Annotated in this window: 26 protein-coding genes and 2 pseudogenes; 4 read left to right on the forward strand and 24 right to left on the reverse strand. The window is 55.6% G+C overall.

What is annotated here, in order from left to right; all coding sequences use genetic code 11:
- Nucleotides 1-14: 14 nt before the first annotated feature.
- Entirely contained in the window at nucleotides 15-551 is a 537-nt protein-coding gene (locus PGR91_RS08285; RefSeq protein WP_055205220.1) for a DUF4251 domain-containing protein, read from the reverse strand.
- A gap of 254 nt (nucleotides 552-805) precedes the next feature.
- On the opposite strand from PGR91_RS08285, the gene PGR91_RS08290 reads away from it, so the two are divergent.
- Nucleotides 806-3,175 carry a family 78 glycoside hydrolase catalytic domain gene (locus tag PGR91_RS08290; RefSeq protein WP_118655757.1) on the forward strand — a complete coding sequence of 790 codons (2,370 nt, stop codon included), beginning with the start codon at nucleotides 806-808 and terminating at the stop codon, nucleotides 3,173-3,175.
- Between the two features lie 79 nt (nucleotides 3,176-3,254).
- Here PGR91_RS08290 and PGR91_RS08295 read toward each other — a convergent pair whose 3' ends face one another.
- Together PGR91_RS08295 and PGR91_RS08300 are read right to left on the reverse strand one after the other, a co-directional pair.
- Nucleotides 3,255-4,166, reverse strand: a complete 912-nt coding sequence (locus tag PGR91_RS08295) for a glycerophosphodiester phosphodiesterase family protein (protein ID WP_118655759.1) — start codon at nucleotides 4,164-4,166, stop codon at nucleotides 3,255-3,257.
- 21 nt (nucleotides 4,167-4,187) lie between these two features.
- Nucleotides 4,188-4,952, reverse strand: a complete 765-nt coding sequence (locus tag PGR91_RS08300) for a M48 family metalloprotease (protein WP_055205217.1) — start codon at nucleotides 4,950-4,952, stop codon at nucleotides 4,188-4,190.
- A gap of 283 nt (nucleotides 4,953-5,235) precedes the next feature.
- Between PGR91_RS08300 and dnaK the strand changes: the two genes are divergently transcribed.
- Nucleotides 5,236-7,182 carry a molecular chaperone DnaK gene (gene dnaK / locus PGR91_RS08305; protein WP_081032614.1) on the forward strand — a complete coding sequence of 649 codons (1,947 nt, stop codon included), beginning with the start codon at nucleotides 5,236-5,238 and terminating at the stop codon, nucleotides 7,180-7,182.
- Between the two features lie 207 nt (nucleotides 7,183-7,389).
- Nucleotides 7,390-7,521, forward strand: a complete 132-nt coding sequence (locus PGR91_RS13595; protein ID WP_118458702.1) for a helix-turn-helix domain-containing protein — start codon at nucleotides 7,390-7,392, stop codon at nucleotides 7,519-7,521.
- A gap of 255 nt (nucleotides 7,522-7,776) precedes the next feature.
- On the opposite strand, the pseudogene PGR91_RS08310 reads toward PGR91_RS13595, so the two are convergent.
- The 5 genes and pseudogenes from PGR91_RS08310 to PGR91_RS08330 all read right to left on the reverse strand — a co-directional run bounded on the left by PGR91_RS08310 (nucleotide 7,777) and on the right by PGR91_RS08330 (nucleotide 13,703).
- Nucleotides 7,777-8,916, reverse strand: a pseudogene (locus PGR91_RS08310) (TolC family protein).
- Nucleotides 8,882-9,102, reverse strand: a pseudogene (locus tag PGR91_RS08315) (biotin/lipoyl-binding protein); the annotation flags it as partial. The pseudogenes PGR91_RS08315 and PGR91_RS08310, both read right to left, overlap by 35 nt.
- A gap of 618 nt (nucleotides 9,103-9,720) precedes the next feature.
- On the reverse strand, nucleotides 9,721-11,355 hold the full coding sequence (gene groL / locus PGR91_RS08320; protein ID WP_055205229.1) for a chaperonin GroEL: 1,635 nt from the start codon (nucleotides 11,353-11,355) through the stop codon (nucleotides 9,721-9,723).
- Between the two features lie 41 nt (nucleotides 11,356-11,396).
- A complete protein-coding gene (locus PGR91_RS08325) occupies nucleotides 11,397-11,666 on the reverse strand; it encodes a co-chaperone GroES (protein ID WP_055205230.1) in 270 nt (89 codons plus the stop codon).
- Nucleotides 11,667-11,879: 213 nt separating this feature from the next.
- Nucleotides 11,880-13,703, reverse strand: a complete 1,824-nt coding sequence (locus PGR91_RS08330) for a DEAD/DEAH box helicase (RefSeq protein ID WP_118655761.1) — start codon at nucleotides 13,701-13,703, stop codon at nucleotides 11,880-11,882.
- A 281-nt stretch (nucleotides 13,704-13,984) separates the two neighbouring features.
- Between PGR91_RS08330 and PGR91_RS08335 the strand changes: the two genes are divergently transcribed.
- Nucleotides 13,985-14,539, forward strand: a complete 555-nt coding sequence (locus PGR91_RS08335; RefSeq protein WP_101573914.1) for an NUDIX hydrolase — start codon at nucleotides 13,985-13,987, stop codon at nucleotides 14,537-14,539.
- Nucleotides 14,540-14,554: 15 nt separating this feature from the next.
- On the opposite strand, the gene PGR91_RS08340 is transcribed toward PGR91_RS08335, so the two are convergent.
- The 16 genes from PGR91_RS08340 to PGR91_RS08415 all read right to left on the reverse strand — a co-directional run bounded on the left by PGR91_RS08340 (nucleotide 14,555) and on the right by PGR91_RS08415 (nucleotide 26,861).
- Nucleotides 14,555-15,046 (reverse strand): hypothetical protein, encoded by a 492-nt coding sequence (locus tag PGR91_RS08340; RefSeq protein WP_118655763.1) that lies wholly within the window; start codon nucleotides 15,044-15,046, stop codon nucleotides 14,555-14,557.
- A complete protein-coding gene (locus PGR91_RS08345; protein ID WP_118655765.1) occupies nucleotides 15,021-15,518 on the reverse strand; it encodes a transglycosylase SLT domain-containing protein in 498 nt (165 codons plus the stop codon). The genes PGR91_RS08340 and PGR91_RS08345 overlap by 26 nt, the downstream gene beginning before the upstream one ends.
- Nucleotides 15,515-15,934, reverse strand: coding sequence for a phage holin family protein (locus PGR91_RS08350; RefSeq protein ID WP_055205235.1), 420 nt, complete (start codon nucleotides 15,932-15,934; stop codon nucleotides 15,515-15,517). Before PGR91_RS08350 ends, PGR91_RS08345 begins: the two co-directional genes overlap by 4 nt.
- An 11-nt stretch (nucleotides 15,935-15,945) precedes the next feature.
- Entirely contained in the window at nucleotides 15,946-16,413 is a 468-nt protein-coding gene (locus tag PGR91_RS08355) for a hypothetical protein (protein WP_118458710.1), read from the reverse strand.
- Nucleotides 16,414-16,425: 12 nt separating this feature from the next.
- Nucleotides 16,426-17,649 carry a phage portal protein gene (locus tag PGR91_RS08360; RefSeq protein ID WP_118655767.1) on the reverse strand — a complete coding sequence of 408 codons (1,224 nt, stop codon included), beginning with the start codon at nucleotides 17,647-17,649 and terminating at the stop codon, nucleotides 16,426-16,428.
- 73 nt (nucleotides 17,650-17,722) lie between these two features.
- Nucleotides 17,723-18,259, reverse strand: a complete 537-nt coding sequence (locus PGR91_RS08365; protein WP_055205238.1) for a hypothetical protein — start codon at nucleotides 18,257-18,259, stop codon at nucleotides 17,723-17,725.
- Nucleotides 18,260-18,282: 23 nt separating this feature from the next.
- Nucleotides 18,283-19,527: a hypothetical protein gene (locus tag PGR91_RS08370; protein ID WP_118655769.1), complete on the reverse strand. Its 1,245-nt coding sequence runs from the start codon at nucleotides 19,525-19,527 to the stop codon at nucleotides 18,283-18,285.
- Between the two features lie 70 nt (nucleotides 19,528-19,597).
- Nucleotides 19,598-19,864, reverse strand: coding sequence for a hypothetical protein (locus tag PGR91_RS08375; RefSeq protein ID WP_101573879.1), 267 nt, complete (start codon nucleotides 19,862-19,864; stop codon nucleotides 19,598-19,600).
- 83 nt (nucleotides 19,865-19,947) lie between these two features.
- Complete coding sequence (locus PGR91_RS08380) at nucleotides 19,948-20,214, reverse strand: hypothetical protein (RefSeq protein ID WP_118655771.1); 267 nt, start codon at nucleotides 20,212-20,214, stop codon at nucleotides 19,948-19,950.
- A gap of 19 nt (nucleotides 20,215-20,233) precedes the next feature.
- Nucleotides 20,234-20,842 (reverse strand): hypothetical protein, encoded by a 609-nt coding sequence (locus PGR91_RS08385; RefSeq protein WP_118655773.1) that lies wholly within the window; start codon nucleotides 20,840-20,842, stop codon nucleotides 20,234-20,236.
- Between the two features lie 3 nt (nucleotides 20,843-20,845).
- Complete coding sequence (locus PGR91_RS08390) at nucleotides 20,846-23,218, reverse strand: hypothetical protein (protein ID WP_118655775.1); 2,373 nt, start codon at nucleotides 23,216-23,218, stop codon at nucleotides 20,846-20,848.
- Between the two features lie 3 nt (nucleotides 23,219-23,221).
- Complete coding sequence (locus PGR91_RS08395) at nucleotides 23,222-24,226, reverse strand: hypothetical protein (RefSeq protein ID WP_118655777.1); 1,005 nt, start codon at nucleotides 24,224-24,226, stop codon at nucleotides 23,222-23,224.
- Nucleotides 24,223-24,654 (reverse strand): hypothetical protein, encoded by a 432-nt coding sequence (locus PGR91_RS08400; RefSeq protein WP_055205245.1) that lies wholly within the window; start codon nucleotides 24,652-24,654, stop codon nucleotides 24,223-24,225. Before PGR91_RS08400 ends, PGR91_RS08395 begins: the two co-directional genes overlap by 4 nt.
- 55 nt (nucleotides 24,655-24,709) lie before the next feature.
- Nucleotides 24,710-25,483 (reverse strand): hypothetical protein, encoded by a 774-nt coding sequence (locus PGR91_RS08405; RefSeq protein ID WP_101573888.1) that lies wholly within the window; start codon nucleotides 25,481-25,483, stop codon nucleotides 24,710-24,712.
- Nucleotides 25,484-25,529: 46 nt separating this feature from the next.
- Nucleotides 25,530-25,685 carry a hypothetical protein gene (locus tag PGR91_RS08410; RefSeq protein ID WP_153498141.1) on the reverse strand — a complete coding sequence of 52 codons (156 nt, stop codon included), beginning with the start codon at nucleotides 25,683-25,685 and terminating at the stop codon, nucleotides 25,530-25,532.
- A 555-nt stretch (nucleotides 25,686-26,240) separates the two neighbouring features.
- A complete protein-coding gene (locus PGR91_RS08415; RefSeq protein WP_118458728.1) occupies nucleotides 26,241-26,861 on the reverse strand; it encodes a ribonuclease HII in 621 nt (206 codons plus the stop codon).
- Between the last annotated feature and the right edge of the window lie 13 nt (nucleotides 26,862-26,874).

A 26,874-nucleotide genomic window follows, 5' to 3' on the forward strand; every position in this document is an offset into this window, starting at 1 on the left:
CTTTTCGCCGAAGTTTAATAGATCTGCTGGATCGAACCGTAGTAGGTCACCGTCGGATAGAGGGTCGAAGCGATGTTCAGCACGGCCTCGCGGGTGATCGAGTAGATTTTGAACGTAAACGTATAGGTATTGTCCGAATAGAGATTCGACGAGAAAGAAATCGTCCACCCGTCCTCGTTCTGAACGGCGGTATACTTCTGGATGTCGAACGTAATGTAGTTCATGATCGTCAAATGATAAGGAGCGACCACGCCTACGATGTACGGGATATCGATGTCCACGTAGTCCTTGTACATCGCCAACGAATACATGATCGAATAGATCTGGTGCATGTTCCCGGCCGGTTCCTGCTGGAAGCTGGTCGGCATGAACTTGTAGTAACGGTTCAGGACGATCGAATCCATCTGTTTGATCTCGGTCTGATGACGCGCATCGCGCATTTGTACTCGTTCCTGGTGACGACTTTCCATCTGTTCCCGGGTCATTCCCGTTTGGGCCGAGGCCGACGTCGCCAACAACGCAGCGGCCAGAATTAAATAAACGTACTTCATAACATTAATAGATTAAAGTGACATGAATTTTGATAAATTTGCTTACCGTAGCAATTTCGGAAAGGCTCATGCCATCCCCGCAATGATACTTTCTCCGTGTAAAATCAAATTCCCTGCCTAAATATTGGAAAGCGAATAAATTAGACCGTTTAGACTACAAATATCCCGAAGTGTACGACCGAATCGCCGTTTAATCCCTATATTTGTTAGTCTCAATCCGTTTGAGGGTTTATCCGAATTTAACAGAACTTCTTATGAAAAACACTCGCTTGTTACTTACCTTCCTGATGGCTGTCGGCTGCTGGTCGGCCGGAGCGTCGCTGCCGTCGACACAGCCCGGCGAACGGCAGCTCACCGGCACCTGGAGCGCCCAATGGATCTGTGACGGAGGATCTTCTCCGTACGATTACGGCGTCTACCGCTTCCGCAAACGTCTCGACCTGCCGAAAAAACCGGAGCGGTTCGTTATCAACATCTCGGCCGATAACCGCTACCGGCTGCTGGTCAACGGACAAGAAGCGTGCTGGGGCCCGGCGCGCGGCGATCTGAACCGCTGGTACTACGAAACGGTCGACATCGCTCCGCTGCTGCGACCGGGCCAAAACGTGCTGGCCGTCACGGTATGGAACCTGGGAACCCGTAGCCCCGGAGCGCAGATCAGCCGGCAGACCGGTCTGATCGTACAGGGCAATTCGTCCGTCGAAGACGATGTCAACACCGACGGTAGCTGGCTCGTCCTGCGAGACGAATCCTTCTCGCCGCTGTTCAACTGTCCGGAAGCCGGCTACATCGGCGGCCACGACCGAATCGACGGCACGAAATACCCGTGGGGGTGGGAAACCGTCGGCTTCGACGATTCGAAATGGTATGCGGCCACCGGCTTTTCGCCCGGTAAAACCTACGGCGCGCCCGGTTACGGCGAAAGCGACTGGATTCTGACCCCGCGCGACATCCCGATGATGGAACTGACCGAACAACGCCTGACCGCCGTGCGCCGGCAACAGGGACTCGCATCGCTGCCGACGTTCATCGACGGCCGGTCGCCGCTGAAAATCCCGGCCCGCACGAAATGCACCGTGCTGCTCGACCAGGGATTCCTGACCACCGCCTACCCGGAACTGAAAGTATCCGGAGGCAAAGGCAGCAAAATCAAACTGACCTATTCCGAAGCGCTGTTCGACGAACGGGGCAAAGGAAACCGCAACGAAATCGACGGCCGCGAGTGCCGCGGATTCGCGGACGAGTTCCTGCCCGACGGAGCCGACGGACGGTTGTTCCGCCCGCTGTGGTTCAAAACCTATCGTTATATCCAACTCGACATCGAAACCGGAGCGGCGCCGCTCGTCGTCGAAGATCTGTACGGCATCTACACGGGCTATCCGTTCGAAGTGCGCGGCTCTTTCGAATCGGACGACCCTGCATTGGAGAAAATTTGGGAAACGGGCTGGCGCACCGCCCGACTCTGCGCCCACGAGACCTATTTCGACTGCCCCTATTACGAACAATTGCAGTATGCCGGCGACACGCGGATCCAGGCGCTGATCTCGCTGTACGTCTCCGGCGACGACCGGCTGGTGCGCAAGGCGATCCGGATGTACGACCTTTCGCGCTCGTACGAGGGAATCACCTGCAGCCGTTACCCGAGCCACATTCCGCAGTACATTCCGCCTTTTTCGCTCTACTGGATCGGCATGATCCACGACTATTGGATGCACCGCAGCGACGACGCTTTCGTGCGAAGCTTCCTACCCGGCATCCGCACCGTGCTGTCGTGGTTCACCGAAAAGATCGATCCGCACACGGGCCTGCTGAAGAACGGTCTTCCGCACTGGAACTTCACCGACTGGGCCACCTCGTGGGAACGAGGTATCGCGCCCGAAAGCGACTCGTCCGGTTCGGCGATCACCACGCTGCAACTGGCCGCCGCGCTGGACGACGCAGCCGACCTGATGCGCCGCTACGACCGGCCCGCCGAAGCGAAAGAGTATGCGGCGATCTCCGCCGGACTGAAGAAAAACGTTTACGAAAAGTGCTGGGACGCATCGAAAGGATTGCTGCGGGATTATATCGGCAGTCCGACTTACAGCCAGCACGTCAACATCATGGGCATCCTGACCGACGCCATTCCGCACAAAGACCAGCGCGCCGTATTCGAACGGATCGACAGCGATCCGTCGCTCACGCAAACCACGTTCTATTACAAATTCTATTTGATCCGCGCACTGAAAAAGGTCGGTCTGGCAGACCGTTATACCGAAATGCTCGGGCCGTGGCAGCAGATGATCGACATCGGCCTCACCACCTTCGCCGAGACCCCCGAACCAACCCGTTCGGACTGCCATGCCTGGAGTTCGAGCCCGAATTACGACCTGCTGGCAACGGTCTGCGGCGTAGAACCCGCTTCGCCGGGATTCGCTACGGTGCGGATCGCCCCGCATCCGGGACACCTGAAACAAATCAAAGGCGTCGTACCGCATCCGCAGGGCGACATCACGGTCGAACTGCAACGCGACGGGGATATATTATCCGGACAAGTCGCTCTGCCGGGGCAATTGACCGGCGATTTCGTCTGGAACGGCAAAACCGTCAAACTGCATCCGGGCGTCAATCCGATCCGGTTCTAACGACAAACGATATCTGCCGAAAACAAAGCAGGGAGCGGAAAATTTTCCGCTCCCTGCCTTTTATCACCTTCGAAAACAATCAGTGCTGTCCGCGCGATACGAGGTAACGGATCAGAAACCCCGGCCGGTCGGTCTGGATGATCCGCGCGTTCAGCGAATCGATCAGGTAACCGTACACCCGGTCGGGATCATCGACCGCCCGGTCGTCATAACGGCTGCCGGACATCCCGTTCCACATCGTATTGTACCAGATCAACGATTTCCCGGCCAACTGATTTTTGACCCTGAGCGGCGTCTGGCAGGTATCGCTTTTATACAACAACTCATAAGCTACCGGACGGATTTTCTCCTGAAAATCGGCAATCGCTTCTTCCGCACCCTCTTTGTTCAAATTGACGATCGGCATGTAAAAAACCCTGTCGAGGTAACGCCCGAAACTTTCGAGCACCTGATCGGCCGCCTGATCCCCTTTCATAATAATCTGGCGGGTGGTGCCGGCCTTTTCGGCCAGCGCGTAAACATCGTCGAATATCCAGTACCCTTTGTCGATATTGAGCATGATCCGGTCTCTGCTTATCTCGAAAACTTCATCGAGCGTCGGAACCCGCAGATCGGTCAGCGTACTGTCGGCGGCTTTCAGATAACAGTTCCGGATCGAATCGAGCGTCAGTTCCGAAACCTTGCCGCTGCCGTTGGTCGTCCGGTCGATCGTCGCGTCGTGCATCAGGACCAGACGGCCGTCGGCAGTCTTGCGGACATCGATTTCGACTACATCCACCTGCATATCGATCGCATTTTGAACGGCCTGAAGCGAATTTTCGACGCTGTGCCTCCAATCGCCCCGATGGGCCACCACGATTACCGACCGAGTATCCGGATCTTCCAATCTCGAAACGATGCTGTCCACCCGGGTCGGTACGGCACTTTCCCCACTCCTGGCGCACGAAAAGCCCAAGATGCAGATAAGAAAAATTCCCAAAAGTTTTTTCATAGTTTTATCCGTTTACGCCGATCAATGCTGCAGTGCGTCGGCCTTTTCCTTCATGCGCTGAGCGCGTTTGTAGCTGTCCGGATGCGTCGCAAACGCCTTCACGATCGCCGAAGCGTTGTTGCGGTTCGTCTTCGACATATCGGCCAGTTTATCGAGCGCATGGTACATCGCATACGGATCGACATTATTTTTCAGGCAGAACTCGAATCCGTACTCGTCGGCGTCGTATTCCTGCTTCTGCGAATACTGGGCCTGCGCCAGCGAGTTCGCCAACTCGGCCAATTGCGATTCGGACAGTCTGGCGGCGACGCTGCCGCTGACCGAACCGGCCGCATTCTGGGCCGCCGAACGCAGGTAAGCGTTTTTCAGCGCATCTTTCGTATCGGTGCGGGCCACGTGACCGATTTCGTGACCGATGATCGCCATCAGTTCGCTGTCGGACATCGTATCCATCAGCGCGCTATACACCCGCACGCTGCCGTCGCCGCAGGCAAACGCATTGACGTCCTTGGTCAGGTAGACCTTGAAATTCAGCTTCAGGCCGTCGACGGAGATGTTCTCGGTCAACCGCTGCAACCGCCGGTGGTAATCCGACGTATCGACCTGATTCTCCTGATCCATCTTCTCAACCGCGCTCTTACTCATTTCGGCGATGTCCGCATCGGTCAGCGTAACGGCGCTGATCAGATTGCCGCCCGCCTTGAGCAGTTTGCCCACCTTGAGCTGCGCCGAAGCCCCCGTACCGAAGAGCGTCAGCAGCAATACAAAAACAAGATTCCTTTTCATAATATCGTTGTATTTATCCTGCGCAAATGTAGAACTTTATATAGAAAAAACGGACGTTCCGTTTCATAAAAAATACCGGCGGCCCAAAATTTGCAACGAACCCTTTTATTCGGGTATTTTTTCAGACGAAATGGCAGACTCCGTGCCAGCATGTCCGACAATCGAAACCTCTTTGGCAGTCGGCAGCGGCCAAACCGCCCGTTTTGCCGCTTGGCATAAAGATTGATAAATCAAGTTCGAAAACAAAAAATTCAGCATAAAACAACTAAACGAGATAACGACTATGGGAAAGATTATTGGAATTGACTTAGGTACTACGAACTCCTGCGTTGCCGTGATGGAGGGTAACGAACCCGTGGTGATCCCCAACAGCGAGGGACGCCGCACGACACCTTCGATCGTAGCGTTCGTGGACAACAACGAACGGAAAGTGGGCGACCCCGCCAAACGGCAGGCGATCACCAACCCACAGCGTACGATCACGTCGATCAAGCGTTTCATGGGCGAGACTTACGATCAGGTCGGCAAAGACATTGAACGGGCGGCTTACAAAGTGGTCAAAGGCGACAACAACACCCCGCGCATCGATATCGACGGCAGACTCTATACCCCGCAGGAAATCTCCGCGATCGTCCTGCAGAAAATGAAAAAGACCGCCGAGGATTACCTCGGCACCGAAGTATCCGAAGCCGTCATCACTGTTCCGGCCTACTTCTCCGACTCGCAACGCCAGGCTACCAAGGAAGCGGGCGAAATCGCCGGTCTGAAAGTGCGCCGTATCATCAACGAACCGACGGCCGCAGCGCTGGCCTACGGCCTGGATAAGGCGAACAAGGATATGAAGATCGCCGTATACGACCTCGGAGGCGGCACGTTCGATATTTCGATTCTGGAACTGGGCGACGGCGTATTCGAAGTGAAATCGACCAACGGCGACACGCACCTCGGAGGCGACGACTTCGACCACGTGATTATCGACTGGATGGCCGACGAGTTCAAAAAACAGCATAACATCGACCTGCGCAAAGATCCGATGGCCCTGCAGCGTCTGAAGGAGGCCGCCGAGAAGGCGAAGATCGAACTGTCGAGCTCGACCTCGACCGAGATCAACCTGCCGTACATCATGCCGGTGGACGGGATTCCGCAGCACCTGGTAATGACCCTGACGCGCGCCAAATTCGAACAACTGGCCGACAGATTGATCCGCGCGACGATCGAGCCGTGCAAAAAAGCGATGGCCGACGCCGGACTGAGCAACAGTCAGATCGACGAAGTGATCCTGGTAGGCGGTTCGACCCGTATCCCGGCGATCCAGAAAGTGGTCGAAGAGTTCTTCGGTAAAACGCCGTCCAAAGGCGTCAACCCGGACGAAGTGGTCGCTATCGGCGCCGCCATCCAGGGTGGCGTGCTGACCGGCGAAGTGAAAGACGTGCTGCTGCTCGACGTGACCCCGCTGTCGCTGGGAATCGAAACGCTCGGCGGCGTATTCACCCGCCTGATCGACGCGAACACCACGATCCCGACGCGCAAGAGCGAAGTCTTCTCGACCGCAGCCGACAACCAGCCGTCGGTGGAGATCCACGTGTTGCAAGGCGAACGCCAGATGGCCCGCGACAACAAGACGATCGGACGGTTCCACCTGGACGGCATTCCGGCCGCACCGCGCGGAGTACCCCAGATCGAGGTGACGTTCGACATCGACGCGAACGGCATTCTGAACGTATCGGCCAAAGACAAAGGCACCGGCAAGGAACAGAAGATCCGGATCGAAGCGTCGTCCGGCCTGACCGAACAGGAGATCCAGAAGATGCGCGACGAGGCGAAAGCCAACGAGGAGAAAGATAAGGCCGAACGCGAACGCGTCGACAAGGTCAACGCCGCCGACAGCATGATTTTCTCGACCGAAAAGCAGCTCAAGGAGTACGGCGACAAGATCCCGGCTGACAAGAAGGGCGCCATCGAAGCCGCCCTCGGCAAGTTGAAAGACGCGCACAAATCGCAGGACATTGCCGCCATTGACTCGGCGACGACCGAACTGAACAACGCATGGCAGGCCGCTTCGCAGGACATCTACAACGCACAGCAGGCCGCCGGAGCATCGCAGGCGAACCCGGGCGCCGACGCAGGCGCGGATGCGGGCGCAGGCTCCGCTTCGGGCAGCGCGGGCGCCGGAGCCGGACAAACCTCGAACGACAACGTGACCGACGTGGATTTCGAAGAAGTGAAGTAAGGTCAAACAATCATCAATAACGAAGTGGAGCGTATCTCAACGAGTTACGCTCCACTTTTTTTATTCGGATTAACCGTGGGGATACTTATTTTGACGTGATTTATCTACCTGATTCATGAATTGATGTTAAAGTGATAAAAAAGATGAAACATTCCGCAGTAAAAAACATGCTTTGAAAAAAGGAAGCAAGACGACAAGCCATTGTTAATGGAGCCGAGGGGGCGTCAGTTCTTATCGGTGATTCAGGTTTACAACAAATACAATATTTCCAAGCCCACGTTATATAGATGGATTAGGCAGGGGAAGATCAAGGTGCGCGTAATCTCGGAGAGAGAATGACACTGATAGATGTCACGTAAATAAAGGCTCCTTGGGATATTCGTAAGAGCCCATTTGAAGAAGAAATGCCTCCAAACTCATTTATGACTTCAAAAACTTTCTGTTGACAGCTCCGCAAGGAGGCGATAAAAAGGGGTAACGTAGTCTCAAAATTCGGCGGCAACACATTTTGAACTACATCCCAAAAGTTTTGTGTCTAACTTTTGGGATGTAGTTTCTTTATGAAATGTATATTTGAGGATAGACTTAAAACAGTCACTCTTCACATCCTCCACCCAGTGCCTGATAGAGACTGATAAGCCCCTGTATCTCAGTGATGCGGTTGGCTACTTGTGTCAGTTGGGCGCTCAGGAGGCTTTGCTGTGCCGTCAGTACCTCCAGATAGGTCGTATTGCCGTACTGCATGGTAAGGGAAGTGCTCTTATATGCTGTCTGCAAGGATTCCACCTGTTTCTCGTACAGTGCCGACTTGTCACGCGCCGTCTGATATTGTGTCAAGGCGTTGTTCACCTCGGTTCCGGCTTGCAAAAGTGCCTGCTGGAAACTGAGCTGAGCTTCTTCCTGCTGGGCCTTGGCTGGCTATTTTCAACTGTTCGGTAAGTTGCCCTCGTGCAAAGAGCGGTTGTGGGAGCGAACCTACCGCCGAGGCGAGGAACTTTCCGGGATTGACAATCGTACTCCCTGCCGAATTTGCCCCCCCGCGCTTCCGCTCAGTGTTATGGATGGATAAAAAGCGGAACGCGCCTGGTTTGCGGCATAAAATGCCTGTTCCAAGGAGCGTTTCGCAGCCCGGACATCCGGACGGTTTGACAACAGTTGGACTGGAATGCCGGTAGAAAAGCTTGTAGGTATATTTAAGGTGTCTAACTTGCCACGTTCTATGGTATGAGGAGTGGAAGCCAACAACAACGACATACTGTTTTCGACTTGATTGATTTGTTCTTTCAGGTCAAGTACGGAGGCGCACACGCTGTAATAAGCGGCTTCCATCTGCGACACGGCAGAGTTATCCGCTCTTCCGGCGTTCATCAGGGCGCGGGTGGCATCAGCCGATTCCTTCCACGATATTTTCGTCTGCTCTGATATTTCGAGCTGGGCGTCGAGCATCAGCAACGTGTAATATGTATTGGCGATTCCGGCTATTACCTGCGTGCGTACGGCTTGTCTGTAATCCTGGCTCTGTGCATACAATGCTTGCGACTGTCGCTTGGCGTTACGTAACTTACCGAAAATATCTATCTCCCAACTGGCGGTAACAGGCACCGAGTAGGTTTTGGCAGCCTTGCCGCCGTCGAAGCTGCTTATTGTCCCTTGCGGGGAGAGATACAGAGAGGGGAGATATGCCAACTTCGCTGACAATCTCCAGATTGACCTGTGAGATGACTTTCTGCGCATAGAGTTCCTTGCTGCTGTTGAAGTTCAGTTCTGCTGTTTTCAGGTTCGCTCTGGCTGCCGCCACGTCCGCCGTTGCTGTCCGCAGGGCCGCTTTATAGGGCACTTGGTCGATGATGAAGAGAACTTGTCCCGGCGCACTTTCTCGCCTTCGCTTACGCACAGACGTTCGATAGTGCCTGATACTTGACGCCATCAGCATTGCACAACCGGTCAAGCCGATTAATTTTAGCCATTTTTTGTCCATTTTCTGATTTTGTGTGCGAAATTATCAAATGTACAGTAGACAACAGTGTTCCGAAATGCTTATGTTGTGTTCTGTATATTCGAATAAGCCAGCGAATAAGAATAATAATCAGTCAGGAACTACGAGACAGTTATTCATCAAGATTTTGCATTATTATATCTGATAAGTTTGACCGATCCGGAGAAAAAGGACTATCGGTAGAAAAAACAACCTTTTTACATATTTCACATGGTTTTAAAAAGGTTGCCATAGGCAAGAGGCGTTCTCGTATGTCTATTCCGCTTTTTGCTCAGTTCTTTGTTCATGTCACGGCTGCCCGTCATGGAAAAAGGAAACCTTTCCGCCGCCATAAGGCATGATGAAACGAATATGGGGATATTCGTGGTATCCTGTTGAATGTCAAATCGCAGATGGTTTTGGTAACATCTGCGATCATCCCGTAATCGGTAAGGGGAAATTTTTCCGTCCGGTCGAAAAAGTTGAAGCGTACGCGGTTCCGGAGGCAGACATAAAAAAATCCCCGGCTGCAAAGCCGGGGATTTTTCCGTTTCGCCGGGCGATTACATCATTCCGCCCATACCGCCCATGCCCTGCGGCATCGCTGCCGGAGCTTCGGGTTCTTTCTTGTTGACCAGTACGCATTCGGTCGTCAGGAACATGGCTGCGATCGAAGCTGCATTTTCCAGCGCGACGCGGGCCACTTTCGTCGGGTCGATGATACCGGCCTTGAACATATCTTCGTATTTGTCGGCGCGGGCGTTGTAGCCGTAAGCTCCCTTGCCTTCTTTGACGTTGGCGACCACTACCGAGCCTTCGCCGCCGGCGTTGGCTACAATCTGGCGCAGCGGTTCTTCGATCGCGCGTTTCACGATCTGGATACCGGTCGTTTCGTCGTCGTTGTCGCCCTTCATCTTTTCGAGAGCTGCTACGGCGCGGATGTAGGCTACGCCGCCGCCCGGGATGATGCCCTCTTCTACGGCGGCGCGGGTTGCGGCCAGCGCATCGTCCACGCGGTCTTTCTTCTCTTTCATTTCCACCTCGCTGGCAGCGCCGACATACAGTACGGCCACGCCGCCGGCCAGTTTGGCCAGACGCTCGGCGAGTTTTTCCTTATCGTAATCCGAAGTCGAGATTTCCATCTGCTTGCGGATCTGTGCGACGCGGTTGGCGATGGCTTCCTTGTTGCCAACGCCGTCTACGACGGTCGTGTTTTCTTTGGTGACGATCACCTTGTCGGCCGAACCCAGCATGTCGAGCGTAGCCTGATCCAGGCGGATGCCGCGTTCTTCGGAGATCACCGTACCGCCGGTCAGGATGGCGATGTCTTCGAGCATCTCTTTACGACGGTCGCCGAAACCCGGAGCTTTCACGGCGGCGATCTTCAGCGTGCCGCGCAGTTTGTTGACAACCAAGGCTGCCAGCGCTTCGCCGTCGACGTCTTCGGCGATGATCACCAGCGAACGTCCGTTCTGTGCGGCGGGTTCGAGCACGCCCATCAGCTCTTTCATCGTTGAAACCTTTTTGTCGGTAATCAGGATCAGTGGCTTTTCGAGCACGGCTTCCATTTTTTCGGAATCGGTGATGAAGTACGGAGAGATGTATCCGCGGTCGAACTGCATCCCTTCTACTACGTCTACGTGCGTTTCGGTGCCTTTGGCTTCCTCTACGGTGATGACGCCTTCCTTATTCACCTTGCCCATCGCTTCGGCGATCAGCTTGCCGATCGCGTTGTCGTTGTTGGCCGAAATCGTGGCTACCTGTTCGATCTTGCTAATGTCGCCGCCCACTTCTTGGCTCTGCTTGCGCAGGTTTTCGACGACGGTTCCGACCGCTTTGTCGATACCGCGTTTCAGATCCATCGGGTTCGCGCCTGCGGTTACGTTCTTCACGCCTACGCCGACAATGGCCTGCGCCAGCACGGTAGCCGTCGTGGTGCCGTCGCCGGCGTCGTCGGCCGTCTTCGAGGCCACTTCCTTGACCATCTGGGCGCCCATGTTGGCGATCGGGTCTTCGAGTTCGATCTCTTTGGCTACGGTCACGCCGTCCTTGGTCACCTGCGGAGCGCCGAATTTCTTATCGATTACAACGTTACGTCCTTTCGGGCCCAGCGTTACCTTCACAGCGTTTGCCAGCGCGTCGACGCCTTCCTTGAGTTGTTCGCGCGCTTCGGTATTGTATTTAATCTCTTTTGCCATAATCTTGATTGTTTGAATTGGGTTTATACTGAGTTGAACGATTAGATGATGGCGAGGATGTCGCCCTGTTTCATGATCAGGTAGTCTTTACCGTCGATGTTGATCTCGGTGCCGGCGTATTTGCCGTAAAGGACCTGGTCGCCCGTCTTCACTTCCATCTTCACATCGGCCGTTCCGGGGCCTACGGCGATCACTTTACCTGCGAGGGGTTTTTCTTTGGCTGTGTCGGGGATGAACAATCCGCCGGCCGTTTTCTCTTCTGCGGGATTGGGTTCGATCAGAACCCGGTCTGCTAATGGTTTAACTTTCATAACGTCGTTATTTTTTTAAGTTTGTTAATGTTTGGTTTTCATTTGCCGTTTCCGGTGGACATTCCTTTTACGGAAACGTTCCATTCTTTTACACATAATATGCCAAACGGGAAATGTCAGGTTTTCGAACGAAAAAACTGACAAAGGAGTCCTTTCTCTGTCAGTTTGCCCTGTCACTTTGACATGAATGGCCGTGTGTTTTCGGTATGCGCGTTACCGTTTGCCGCGTTTCTTACCGCCGGCCCGTTTGTCGAAGCCCGCTTTGCCGCCCCAGCCGGCTGCCGGATTGACCGCATCCCACTGGACGTTGTTCCAGTCGAAGTCGTTTTTTCTCGGATTTCCGCCGGATTTGCGGGCGGCGTCCCTGCGTTCCGTTTTCCGATCCTCTTTCCGCGCGCCTTTGCGCTTCTCTTTCCGGAAGTCCCGTCCCGAACGTTCCTTGTTTTCGCCGGAATCGCCGTCTTTGGCGAGTTCCGCGATCGGGCGTCCTCCGCGGTTGATGTCGTTGAGCTGGCGGATCGCCTGCCGGGCGTCCGAGAACGGTACGGTTACGAACGAATAGCTATCCATCACCCGTACGTCGTCGATCTTGTTGTCCGGCAGCCGACACTCGCGTTTCAGCATGTCGGTCAGTTTGCGGGCGTCGAAACCGTCCATTTTGCCGATCGAGATGAACAGCCGCGCCGTTCCTTTGCGGTCGACGTTGATCGAACGGATTTCGGGGTAGCTGCTCTCTTCGAGTTCGTTTTTGAACGCCAGTTTCAGCAGGGCCGCCAGCGCCACTTCCGGGTCGAGGTTTTGCAGCACCTCGCCGGCCATTTCGGTATATTTGCGGTACGACTCGCTTTCGACGATTTCGATCAGGTCGTCCTTGATCTTGGTCTTTTTGATCTCGACGACGTCCTGCGCCGACGGCAGGGCGACTTTCTTGATGTCCACTTTGATTTCCCGTTTCAGCGAACTGAACTGCCGGTATTCCGAATGCGAGATGAACGTGATCGCCGTACCGGTATTGCCGGCGCGGCCCGTGCGGCCGATCCGATGCACGTAGGATTCAGTGTCCTGCGGCAGCGAATAATTGATCACGTGGGTCAGGTTGTTGATGTCGATCCCGCGCGCCGCCACGTCGGTGGCTACCAGTATATTGGCCAGCTTTTTCTTGAATCGTTTCAGGATTTTTTCGCGTTGTACCTGCGAAACGTCGCCGTGCAGTCCTTCGGCCGCATACCCGCGTTCGGTCAGCTTGTTGACCACTTCGTCCACGCCGATCTTGGTGCGGCAGAAGACGATCCCGTAAAATTCGGGTTCGACGTCGATGATTCGCGTCAGCGCGTCGAATTTGTCGCTGTCGCGCACTTCGAAGTAGATCTGGTCGGTCAGTTCGGTGGTGACTTCTTGTGCCGGTACGCGCAGGATTTCCACGTCGCGCATGTATTTTTTCGACAGGCGGATGATCCGTTCGGGCATGGTCGCCGAAAACAGCAGGATGCGGCGGTAGTCGTTCGTATTGGACAAGATTTCTTCGACGTCTTCGATAAAGCCCATATTGAGCATTTCGTCCGCTTCGTCGAGGATCAGGTATTTCAGGGCCTTGATGTCCAGTGTTCCGCGACGCAGGTGGTCGAGGATGCGGCCGGGCGTGCCGACTACGACATCGATGCCTTTGCCCAGACGCCGCAGTTGTTCGGTCATCGAAGCTCCTCCGTAGATCGGCGAAATGACGAGTTTGCGTTTGGCGTTGAACGACAGGATTTCTTCGGTAACCTGCAGGGCCAGTTCGCGGGTGGGAACCAGAATCAGCGCTTGGGTCGCTCCTTTCTGCGGGCGCAGTCGTTCGAGGATTGGCAGGCCGAAAGCGGCGGTTTTACCGGTGCCGGTCTGGGCCTGTGCGATGATATCGTTTGTTTTTTCGTCGTCGAGCAGAACGGGGATCGTGAGTTTCTGGATCGGAGACGGGGTTTCGAAGCCTTTCGCTTTAATGGCTTCGAGGGTGACATCGGTCAGTCCGAGCGCTCCGAATTCTTCTAATTGAACCATGTATATGTATAGTTATTGTGGTGTAAAATATGACCGACATGTAAATTTTTTAGGTCATGGCGTCAGGGCGACGCAATTCCGATACAAGTGACAAATCATAAATTTGCGGCAAAGATACGTAAATAAATGGAAAACCGCGACAAATTTTGTTTTTGTCGCGGTTTTCCTCTCAGTATCACGTTTTTTGTTCCGGACTTACCGGTGTCTGTCCGATTTCCTGAAATCGTTTTGCAGCCCGGAAAATTTTGAGTAAACTTGCCGTTGCGTTTAAAGAGTGTAAAATGTCCGAAGAGAAAAAAGTGAAAGTATTGCAGAGCGAGTATCTTTTCAACCGTCCGTGGCTTACGGTGCGCAGGGAATCCATCGTGCTGCCTAACGGGAATCCGGTTCCCGAATACTACGTTCTCGAATATCCGGAATGGGTGAATACGATTGCGATTACCCGCGATCGGAAGTTCGTTTTCATTCGTCAGTACCGGCACGGTCTGGGATGCGCCTTGATGGAACTGTGTGCCGGGGTTTGCGATCCGGAGGATGCCTCGCCGCTCGCCGCCGCCCGACGGGAGTTGCTTGAAGAGACCGGTTACGGCCGTGGAACGTGGCGCGAGCTGATGACCGTTTCGGCCAATCCGTCTACGCATACCAACCTGACCCATTGTTTTGTCGCCGAGGATGTCGAACCCGTTTCGGAGCAGCATCTCGAAGCGACCGAAGACCTGACCGTGCACTTGCTTTCACAGGACGAGGTCCGTGATCTGCTGTTGACCGACCGGGTCAAACAAGCGTTGCATGCGGCTCCGCTTTGGCGGTATTTTGCCGAGAATCGCTTGCTTTAGAATTTCGATCCGGTTTTACAATAACCATTTTCCGATCGAACGGAGCGCCAGCCACAGTGCGACCAGCCCGATCGCATACAGTGCAATTCGTCCGGCGGAGGATTTTTTTACGGTTTTCGCAGTCTCCGTTTGCGATTCCGTCCGGCGGAGTCGTACGGATTGCGCCGTTTTTTCCTGTTCTTCTTTTTTATTGACCGAGGTGCTGTGTCTGATACCTCGTACGCGGGTGACCCGTTTGATTCCCGCCGGTATCCGTCGTATCGTATCGGGGACGGTGTCGCGGCCTTTCAAAACGTATTCGGTACGGACGATCTCCCAGTTTTCCCAGTCGTCGGTCAGTTGTTCCGCAACCTTGTCTTTTTCCGATCGGACGGTCGCCGTCGTGTCGCGCAGCGACTGCCGGTCGTGCGATTGCAGGTTCCTGCTTGTCCTGCAGCCGCTCCCTGCGACCGTCGCCGTCAGCAGTACCGGCAGACCGCATTTAAAAAAGGTACGGATGCAGCGCATCGGGAATCAGCGATTTCAGTTTTGCTCGGAATTCGCCGACGGTGATCCTATCGTCTCCGTCGGTGTCGAAAATCGGGTTCTGCCGGGCGATCACACGGGCCGGCAGCCGCCGGGTCTGTAGGACGTATCCGTCCGGTTTGCCGATGGCGGCCGGGAAAAAACAAGCCAGATAGAGGTCTGCGAACGTCCGGCAGCGTGCGGCATAGGGCCTGAAAAACAGTTCGACGTAATCGAGCTGTTCTTCCCCGGTCATTTTCAATAGTTTTTCTGCGGTCGTTCCGAGTCCTTCCGCCGTAGCCGGCATGAACTGGATCAACCCGACGGCCCCGCCGCGCGGATTCCGCGCCGAGGGATCGAGGCGGCTTTCGCTCCACATGATCGCCATCAGGTGATCCGGGTTGACGCTGAGTCGGGCCGCGATTTGTTTTACTTTACCGGCGAATGCCGGCGGGACTTTGTTTTCGTAGATCATAGCGAATCTTTTTCGAGTTTTCGGTCGATTTCCTGTTTCATGTATTTTTTTAGTTTCCGGAATAGCGGGTGTTCCGATATTTCGGCTGCATTCTCCAGGTAGCTCCACAGCTCCACGCCGCAGACGAATCCTGTGAACAGGTTGGCCAGGCGCAGCCCTGCGAACGGGAGGATGCAGGTGTCGATCAGCCACGTCATCGCGATGCCTACCGTGACGAAGACCAGCTTGTAGACGGTTCTCCATGCCTTGTCGCTTTCGAAGGCCCACGGGCGTTTCATGCGTCCGGCGCGTTTGTAGCTCGCCGCGACGCCCGTTGCGAAATCGACGCATACGAATGCCAGCGCGCAGCATACCAGCGGTTGCACCGGCGCGAACAGGGCCGCGACCGAAGAGATCGTTCCGATCATTTGTTTCATATGAGGCGTTTTTACAGAATGAATCCGCCTTTTATCAAGACCCGGCGGCGGATATTTTCTTTCGGGTCGTATTCCGGGAACATCGCCGGATTGTTTTCCACGTAGTCGATCGCCTTGTCCAGCAGCGTGTCGGCATCGTTGCGCGCCTGCCTGCGCAGTCGGTGCAGCCGGCTGTCCGGGACGGCTTCCGTGTAGGCGGATTTGTTCTGCCGGACGCCGGCCGCACCGATCGCGGCGCACTGTTCGTCTACCATCAGGTAGCGTACGTAGTAAGCCAGCGCGGGCTTTATATACGTCCGGCAAAAAGCCGCGTACGGTTCTTCGCCCAGTTTGTCGTACAGTTTGCCGAATACCGGGCGCAGGAATCCCAGTTGCGCCGTTTCGATTCGGGCCGGGACGATCATCCCTTCCGGAACGTATTCGTTCGACGGGAAGGCCGTTTCCAGCACTTCGGCGGCGGTAATCAGTAAGTCGGTCATGTCTTTGCGTGTTTAGTCGATGTTGCGGAGCGCGTATTTGGTGATCTGCGCCAGGTAGAGGTTTTGTTCCGGATCGTCCGGGTCGTAGCTCAGCCCGTCGTTTTTGCGGGCTTCCCACACTTTCATGTACAGCGGTTTCGATCGGGTGGGAGGGCGGTTGATGACTTGCAACGACGACGCCTCGCAGTGCAGACAGCGTTCGATGACCGTCCGGATCGGTTCCAGCAGTTCCTGCTGTTCTCCGAGAATCAGCGTGTTCAGGGCGATTTCATATTCGTGCAGGATGCGTTCGGCGTTGAATCCGGTCGTATAGTCCAGTCCGCTCAGCGACCGGAACCACGAATGTGCGACCACGATGTCCGACGTAGCCTGGTCGTGCAGCAGTTTCCAGTCTCCCTCGTTGGCCGAGGCGATGGGTACGAATTTCGAGTTGTCCGTCTCTTCGGTGTTTTTGACCATGAACATCACCTGTCCCGGTTTTCCGGCGAATCGTTTTTCTGCGGCCGAGATGATGTCGTAAGCGTCCTGTTCGTTATCCACGTCTCCGTCCAGCACCATGATACCCGACAGTTGGAACGAGTTGTCCAACCGGCTGATGTTCCATTGGTCGGTCTTGTAGGCGATCGCCGATACGTTCAGTCCGGCGATGTAGGCTGGCAGTCCGTAGTGTTCGAACATCGGTTCGTAGTCTTTATAATGAACGATCGACCGCAGCGTCCCGTCCGGGGCCGGTTCGAATATCGGGTAGAGCGGCAGCGATTTGGCCTGCTGCAATGTGAATGCGGTCCAGTCGTGGTGCAGCAAGATGTGCGTTCCGTCCCGTGCGACCCGGCACCGCGAGGCGTCCTGGTGGAACAGCGACAGGGATGTTTCGTCCGGGTCGGTCGCTATTTCGAGAAATGCGTTTCCGAACAGCGATTTGTCGAATGCCAGTTTATTGAGGATCACGCGCAGCGATTCTCCGGCCCCGTTCGCCCGTTCCGCGATGGCCGCCAGCGTTCGGCGTTCCGGATCGCAGGTGAATCCTTTGCCCGAGATGTAATCCGCTTTGTCGTTGATGATTCTCCGGTGTGTGGGCGACCGGCGCGACATCAGCGCCAGGGCATTCGGGAACAGGTTGTCCGATCCCCATCGCCAGTAACGTTCGTTTCCCGCCTTGTCGGGGCCGGCCGCTGCGAACGGATTGACCGTATTCCCGCGCACATACAGGTTTCTGGATGTATTTTTCGTTTTCATCGGAATGAGTTTTTTTCAACGGGAAACAGGAGAGCGTTCGTTGCCGGCTCCCGTTTCCCGTTGGTTTCGATTGCTATCCGGCTGCGGAGAACAGCGTTTCCATATCCCCGAAGAACGGTTTGGCTTTCGAAACGTCTTGGCTGCGCAGCGTGATGACTTCGTTCGTTCCTTCGGCAAGCTGTTTTCCGGTCGTTCCGTTGGCCGAAACGAGTCTCAGTGGCCGTTCTTTTTCGAACTCGACGGAGTAGCCCACCAAGAACGAATCCCCGTTCGGAGTCGTCAGCAGGGCGATCAGCCCGTTGCGTGCGGCGTCGGCGATCGAGGTGATCGCCGGGGAGCTGTCGTTGCCCATCTTATCGAGCGTGAAGATCAGCTCGTGGGTGACGACCTGCGCCCCGTTGACGACCGAAACGGTCTCCCGGTATTCGGCTTCATCTTCCCGGAATTCGTATTTCGAAAAATAACAGTCTTCGTCGAGCCGGATCGCGGAGTATCCTTTCTCCGCGCTCGCGTAGGTCACTTCGGCCACGTCGCTCTGTTCGACCAGTCCGATCAGGCGGATCCCTCCGTTTCGTCGGCTTCTGGATCGGGCGTAATTTGACAATGACATAATCGGTCTGTTTTATCGGTTGATTACTGGATGATGAATTCTCCGCTCTCCCCGTTGAGGTAGGTGACGGTGCAGCGGATTTTGACAATACCGCTTCCGGTCAGCGTTCCGCCGAAAACGCCCTGTTCCCCGGTCAGCGGGACGGCTTCTCCTACCGGGCTGTCGTCGTTTGCGAGTCCCTGCGCCGTTAGGCTGTTCACGGCGCGGTATCCTTTTACGGTGATGCTGACCGCTCCGCCCGAAGCGTCGATGCCGTCCGAGGACAGTGTCGCGGAGATGCCTCCGACCGCCATCGAAACCATTTCGGGGAGCAGGTAGTCGCATCCGGCCATAAAGATGGCCCGTTGTCGGTTTTCCATCTGATCGGGATTGTACCACATCCGGATTTCGGTTCCCGGGAAGTCGGCCGTGTTGACCGCGATCGCCAGATTTCTACGGTCGGTGAGCAGCGCGAACGTCTGCGGCATGTCCCCGCACGTTTTCAGGTAAGGCGTTACTTGGATGTCGATTACCGGTATCCCTCGGTATGAGAGCGCTTCGCGTCCGTTTTGCTTGGCGAGATAAGCCGATTCGAGTACCACGTTATCGAGTTCTTCCTCGTATCTGGCATAAATATCCGACGTTACCAGATAAACCAGATTGCCTTGCGGTTTGAACGCTTTCAGAACTTCCGGCGCATCTTCCCACAGCTTCTTGAACACTTTTTCGGCAGCGTCGGTTTCGCTGTTGCCGGCAAAATTTTCCGGCAGGTAGAAGCAGGGTACGTCGTTTTCACCGGGCCCGCTGTCCGCGAGCAGGCGTTTGACGAATCCGTCGAAGGTTGCCAACTGCCCGTTGCGTTCGGTGTCCCCGAGCCACATCGTCGCACGGATGCTTTCCGCGACGGCTTCCCGGAACAGGGACGTTTCGGCGGCTTCCAGTTCCGTCCCGGACAGGTCGTCCAGGTTGACGTCGCTGCGTCCGGCAATCGTTTCGTAAACCATGTTGAAGTAGTCGTCGGCCGAGTATCCGACTTCCGCCTTTACTTTAGACAGTTGGATCTGCTTTTGAAATTTGGTTGCGCTTTCTCCTCCGTTCCAGCCGCTCGCCGTGTATTTTTGCAGGATGTCCCCCGCCCGTTTCCAGAATTGGAGCGTCGTCGGAACGGGGGTGTTGTACAGGATTTTGATGCCCAGGTCGACGGCGTCCGACCCGCTCAGCATCGGCCGAAAAAAGATCGTTTCGAGGTCGCGTCCGGTGTAGTTTTTAGGGTTTTCGATTTTTGCCATAATTTTTATAGTTTACAAAAATGTTTTAGTGTTCTTTTATAAAGTAAATATTACTTTACGCAGTCCGGCCTTATCGTCTGAAATTGCGTAGATCGCTGTCGTAGGCCGCCTGGTTGGCCGAACGGGGCGTTTCCGTCGGGGATGGGTCTTCGTGCGGAAGCGTTCGGGTCGCCGTTACCGTTTGTCCGGCGGCCGTCTCTTCGGCCGGCGTGTCGGCTGGTTCCGCCAACGCTTCGTTCAGCGTTTCCAGTTGTTTGTCGCTCACCCCGTTCTCCGTGTCGGAAGCGAGGCCGAGCCTGCCCAGTAGGGCGTTCCATTGTTCTCGGATCGTTGTCATGGTTGATTGTTTGGTGGTTTGTATGGTGCTGCGAAGGTACGCGGTTCGTCACGGAAATTTTTTCTACGAAAACCGACTTTTCGTTACAGGTTTACGTCGGTATAGTAGTACATGCATTTGCGCACGTATTCGTAGGTGCAGGCGAATTGTTCGGACGCCATCCACATCGCGTCGATCTTTTTCATCCCGTTCTTTTGCAGTGCGGCTACGAATTCCCGGATCGTCAGTACTTTGCACAGCGTGATGTCGATCACGCCGATTCTGGTCAGTTTCTCGACCAATTGTTGCGGAGCGAGCTCTCCGAACCGCATGCCGATCATGCGGATCAGTTCTTTTTCGTAACGTGTCATATTTTCGGATTTATGGCTTTCAGAAAGATGCTTGTTCCACGACGCTTTTAACGGCCTGCTGCGCTTCGGTGATGTCCGATTCGAGCACGTACACTCTCAATTCCGACAACCGTTCGTTTACGGTTTCGCGGATTGCGCGGCGCGACTCTTCCGACAGCCGGGAGGAACCGCGCTCATCGTCGTTCCCGCTTCGTTGCGGGTACGGTGACGTTTCGTTTTGCGATCCGTATTCCGACCCGTTTTGCCGACGGGTCGGATCGACCGGTTTCTGGATTGCCGGAAACGGTTCGGTCGCAGGTGCGTAAGCCGCCGTCGCCTGTCCGTATCCGGAATGCTTCGTTTCGGGACCTGCGGGGTTGAAAGCCGTTTCCGTTTCGGGATCGGTTTGGCGGGAAATCGCTGCCGGGAGTCGCTTTTCACCGGGAACTTCCGTTCCGGCGAACGGCTGCGGAACGCGGCTTTCCCCGTTCGGAGATTTTCTGTCCGTTATCCGCGAGATGCCGCTGTCTTTTTTTCCGGATGCCGTTTGCCGTCGGTCTTCGCCGGCCGGGTCTGCCGACGCTTCCCGCAGCCGCCGGGCGAGCCACAGCTCGTCGTCCCAGAAGATTCGATAGGGTTCTGTGTTCATGGATTATACGTTTTTTAGAAAAATGCATTTCGTAGATTGTCCTCCGGCGGGATTGTAGTCGCAGATCTCTTCGAGCCGGCATAGCAGCGTTTCCCCGGCGATCGTCAGCTGGAACAGGGCTCTGAAATCGTGACACAGCGTATTCGGAACGATCAGCGGTTCGATGTCCTCCGGCTTCAGATACAGGTATAGCGTGATTCTCCGTCCCCGGTTGTATAGCTCCACCGTTTTGTCGTAATATCGGTGCAATCCGTCCGCTCCGTCCCGGTCTTCGAAACAGAGTGTGAACGGCTGTTCCCCCTGCGGATCGTGGAACGCGATTTTGGGGTACTGGCTGTCGTACGACGGCCATCCCCACGGATGTCCGTCCAGCGCGGTCATACCGTAGTACCGGACGATTTTCGGTGGGAAATTCAGGTTTTCATTCTCTTCCGCGTTACCGCTGCGGTCGCGGTCGCCGACCTGGGCGAGCGAAGCTTCCGGCGCATCGGGATACTCGCCGGTTTTGTTCAGGGTCGGCGTGAAGATCGGGTTGCTGTAAATTTGTTCACCTTCTTTGGCGAACCGGTTCAGGATCGGCGCGCTCCAGCGTCCCAGGATCTCTTTGTGGGACTCGTCCCACCGGGCTGCGCTGCCGTCTCCTGGCTGGTAACGCAGCGTGAAGCGCTGCGCCAGGTCTGCGCCGGGTTCTTCGATCGCGACGGGCCGGCTGCGGTCGATTTTTTCGCTCCAATCCACGACGACGTCGTTCCGGTAGAATGTTTCGCGCGGTTCCACATAGAGCGTCCTGGTCAGCGTGTCGGAGTAGAAATAGAGATTGAACAACTGTTTCAATGCATTGATCAGCGCGATCTGCCGGATCTCGTGCGCCGCGACGTCGGCAAATCCGATGGTCGTCCCTTCGCACGGATGCGGCATGAAAACGGGCCTGAGCGTCGTCTCCCGGCCGAGTGTCAGCTCCATGCCTTCGTCCGCTCCGCCGAAATGGAACCGGTGGAAATAGCGGGGGTTCGATGGAGATGCCGTCGCTGCCGAACTTCTGACCGTCAGTTCGATGTCGATTTGTCCGGTTTCGGCGACATAGCCGTCGTACAGCGCCCAGTCCCCGGTGAACGGCAGGTAGGTGCCGCCCGACTGGATCCATAACCGGGGATTGGATATCGTCTGTCCGGTTTGCGGTTCGATTAGGGTGCTCCGCGACGAAAAGGTTTTCACGATGGAGGTTGTTCCGTCCGTTGCGAGTTCGTGGGTAAACCGGTATGTGTTCGCTTCGGCGTGGTCGAAGACGATCAGCCGGTAGCTCCATCCGTCGCGATACGTTTCTCGCCGGTCTTCGTTGCGGTTGGTCACCTGGTAGCGGTGTTCGATGTTGTCGTCGAGGTAGACCCGGTCGAAGCATTTCAGGGCCGTCCGGCTGGCGATCCGGTAGTCCGAACGGTAACGGAGCCGGTATTCGAATCCTACGGCTACGCTCTCCGTCGGGTAATAAGCCGCCCGCTGCCCGTCTTTCCGGAAGCAGCCGTTGCGGTTGTAGACGCCCGCCACGGAAACTCCGTCGGAGATGTCGTCCGGATCGGCCGTGTCGACGATGTTCCCGACCGACGAGATCGTGGTCAGCGGATCGGCGTAAACCCTGCCGAACCGGTCCGCTACGGCCGTTGCATCGGCGAACCGTCCGGCGAGGAATCCCATCCGTTCGGCCAGCGGTTCGACTTCTTTTTCCGGATAGCGCCCGCTGATGTACAGCGCCCGGAAAAATGCGCTGTCCATGAACGTCGACGCGACCGTATAACCTCCTGCGGCTGCGATCGCATCGACCAGCGCCCGTACGTTCAAGAACGGATGGTAGTCCGTAAAGGTCAGCATCCGAACGCCCTGCTGAACGGTGTCGGATGCTACGGCGAACCGGTCGCGCTGCACGGGGAAAAAACGCACCGGTTCGTCCCATGTCCAGCTTTGTTTGACCATGTCCGCCGTGATCGTATGTTCAAAAGCGATCCCGATTTCATTGAACATCTCCGCCGCCGCTTTTTGCACCCACTCTTTGCCGGCCCCGATGATGTTGATTCGGTACCATCCTTCTCCTGCCGGCGTACTTTCGCACCGGGTCATCATCGGGGAGCCTTCGAGTACCATGCAGCCGTCCGCTTCGATGCGTGCCGTATGCGGCTGCTGGTTGAACTGCTCGGCCGCGTGTATCTCTTCCGGGTTGCCGAACAGCAGTCGGTTGCGTGCGGTCATCGGCACGCGGATCGTTTTCGAGTATCCCGTCCTTCCGGTTTCGATTTTGGTGATCGAGGCGATTCCGAGCGAAATCGACACGGCGGTCGTCTGGTCGGTATCGGCCTGTTTGCCGTCGATAAACAGTTTCATCATGGTTTACTGGTGTTGGTAGATTTCCCGGGCGCTTTTGCGGACGGTCAATTGCAGTTGCGAGAGCGTTTCGGACACGGTCGTTACCGTTTCGGTCAGGACGTCCAGCGGGACGAACGCATAGTTCTGCTCCATCCACACTCCGGGCGCTACGGCGATTCCGCTCAGCCATTCCATCGTTTCGCGGTTGACGAAATCGGAGGCCAGCGATAGCCTGTTTTCCCGGCTACAACCGGTCGTGCGGTAGCCGTCGGCCGTGTATACGCGCTCTTTGCGGATGTCGTATCCGTTGCTCAGGACGCACCGCATCGTATGGTAGTCGATCTGGCCGTATCCGTTCCACCAGCATATTCGGACGTTCTGTTCGCCGGTCGGCGCTACCCGGTACCGCTGGCAGGCCATCTCTTCGTCCTCGCCGTCCAGGATGCGGACTGTTACGATTTCTCCTTCGGTCGGTTCTCTCAGTCCGGCAGCCCTGAGTTTCGCCCGCATGTCCGCCATTTTCAACCCGAATACGTGCAACCCGTCGGCATCGTTTTTCGTAGCCAGCGTGACCGGCGTCGCCGGAGTGCCCGCAACGACCGCGACCGCTTTCAGCGTTCCGCCTTCCGCGATGACGGCGATTTCGTCGCTCTCTTCCGGCCCGATCGTCCGGGTTTCCGGCGACGCCGATAGTTTTTCGTAGGAATAGATCGTTCGTATCCCCGCGTTCAGCCGGGTCGTGCTGCGCGTGCTGCCCGATCCGACCGTCAGGTTCACGATCCGTTTCGGCGGGGCGACGAACGTGCATTGCACGGTTCGCAGCGGGGCCACTTCGAACTGCCCCTGTGCGTAGCCGGCTACGTTCACGTCGTATACAGTCGACCCGTAAAGCCTTTTTCTGCCGATGATTCCGGTACCTGCGTGGTCGAAAATGTCGAGCTCCACGATTTCGTCGGCCGTTGCCGAAATCCGGAACAGCGCGTCCCGGTAAGCCGGGGAGTACGGCGCGGGGATTTTGGTGATTTTCATAGGGATTCGTCGGTTGAGGTTTGACAATCGTCCGTGCGGACGTCGAATTCCACCCGCAGCGATAGTTCTCCCTGTCGGGTCAGCGTGAATTCGGCCGGAGCCATCGAGATGTTTTCCGTGCAAAAGACGTTTTGCTGCGGGGTCAGCCGGTCGGTGAGCCGTAGGGCATCCCGTTCCAGCCCGTCCCATACCCTATTTTTTGCGGATTCGTCGAATTTGCGGTTGCATTGCATCAGCTGCAGTACGACGCGGTAGGTAATCTTCCGTTCCCGCCTTCCTTCGACACGGCTCGTTTTCGGCGGCGACAGCCATACGGCCGGAAATTTCAGCGCGCATTCGTTCATGCGGTACTCGAAGCCTTCGTAAAAGTGATAGCCGAGTTTCTCGGCGGTTTTTCGGATCAGGGCCGAAAGTTGATTTCTGGGCATTTTGAGTTTGTTTTACAGGATGTTTTTTCATCGAAATCGTCCGGAAAAGAGCCGTTTATCCGTTCATTTTAATGCGGCTCTGCACGAGATCCATAAAATCGTGGCAATTCATTCGGCGTACCGGCTCGATCTCGTCGATCCGGAAATGTCCCGCCCACAGCAGCAGCTCGTTCCAGGTCGGTCCTTCGCGTCCGGTCTTTTCCCCGTTCGTCCGGGGAGTTTCGTAGCAGAGCGGGTAATTGCGTTTCAGGTAGCGGTGTGCTTGCCGGAGCATGTCGTAAAGGCGCAGAACGATGTCCATCGGCAGTTTTTTCATGCTCCAGGCCCGATGCCGGCATGTCTGTTCCCGGTAGGGTTCACCTTCGGGACGGCAGAGTATCGCGACGACGAGCGGGGCGTACCGCCATTTGTCGCACAGGTACAGGTCGGTCGCTTCGCACAGTTCGACGGCCGTCGTATGCGCTAGCGGTACGACGCTGCCGTCGGGATCGACTGCCGGAGCGGGAAACAGCATCCGTATTCCGTTCCAATCGAAACCGTCCGTACTGTCGTTTCCGTCCGGATTCTCCGGAAATGGCGGCGGAAACCCGAAAAAACGTTCGCCCAGGCAGTCGGCGAACTGTTTTCGCTGCCGGCCGTCGATCTTCCGAACGGTTCCCGGATCCACTCCGCAAATGCGCTCCAGTACCCGCTCCGCTTTCCGTTCCGTTGCAGAAGTGCCGACCGTCTGCCCAGCATATTCCGCCAGCGTAAAAAACTGTTCCCAGCCGATTTCGTTCCATGCGGAAGGGCACGGATAGCTCCGATTGTCGATCGTTACGGTGGTCATGTGTCGATAACTCCGTTTTTAGTGTGTATAATCTGTTAATAGACGGTTAGCTGATATACAACGACAGCACTTTTTCCAGCTCTTTCAACTCCCGGACAACGCTTTTTGCACGGTTGTTCGACATTTTCTGTTGCAGCCGGAAACGGGCCAGCCGTTCGACGGCTTCTTCCGCCTGCCGGATAGAGTCGATTGCTTCGGTCATCAGTCGATATGAATCTGTATCGGTTTTGTTTTTAATAGGTTGCGATTCGATCGGTTGGCTGATTCCGGCTTCCGATCCGGTTGTTCGGACTGCTTGCGACATGGGTTTCTGATGGTTTTGATTCGGGTTATCGACAGACTGTGCGGGACAGAACCGGTGAAGAGTGTTCATAACCTGAAACGAAATGTCCCGAATTGCAATCGATAACTCCCCGAAATGTTAATAAATAATTCGATAGAATATGGAATAAGCGAGCGGCGTTTCGTTCTCCGTTCCTCCGACCGGCGCGTTTGCCGTTTCCGTTCGGAAAAGTGCCCGGTCCGGGCCGTCGCTGTACAAATATAGAACGCCGCCTCCCCCTTTGTCAAGAGAGAGACGGCGTTTTTTTCAAAAAAACAGGAATTTTAGAGAGGCTCCGGTTTTTTATTTGATATGTAAGATGCGTTTAATCAGTTGCTTTTATTCTGTGTGAAGAAATTAATTATTGAAATAAAAAAATCGGCAAAAAGATCAATTTTTGAATCTTTCGATAGTCGTTTCACATTTTATCGTTGTTCATTTTTGGTTTTCGGCCGGTCGCTCGAACAGTCGCAACTGTTCGAATTCGTGGTTGAACGACATGCGGTGGTATGGCGACAGACCGTATCGCATGACCGCTTCCCTGTGTTCCCGGGTCGGATATCCTTTGTTTTTCTGCCAGTTGTATACCGGATATTCCTCGGCGATCCGCATCATGTAGTCGTCGCGGTAGGTTTTGGCCAGTACCGAGGCCGCAGCGATGGACGCATACGTCGCGTCGCCTTTGACGATGCAACGGTACGGAATATCCAGCGTTGTCCGGAACCTGTTTCCGTCGATCAGCAGCAACTGCGGTTTCACCGACAGTCGTTCGACGGCGCGGGACATCGCCGCGAACGAAGCGTTCAGGATGTTGATCCGGTCGATTTCTTCCGGAAAAACCATCTCTACGGCCCAGGCTACGGCTTCCCGTTCGATAACGTCCCGTAACAAGTAGCGGTTTTTCTCGCTCATCTGTTTCGAGTCGTTCAGCAGCGGATGGTTCCATTCCGGCGGCAGGATAACCGCGGCGGCGGCCACCGGTCCTGCCAGCGGCCCCCGCCCGGCTTCGTCGCAACCGGCCTCGACCAGTTCGTGCTGTGAGCAGGTTTTCAGCATCTCCCTCGGCGGT

The organism is Candidatus Alistipes pullistercoris (assembly GCF_027665465.1).
GTDB classification, from domain to species: domain Bacteria; phylum Bacteroidota; class Bacteroidia; order Bacteroidales; family Rikenellaceae; genus Alistipes_A; species Alistipes_A hominis.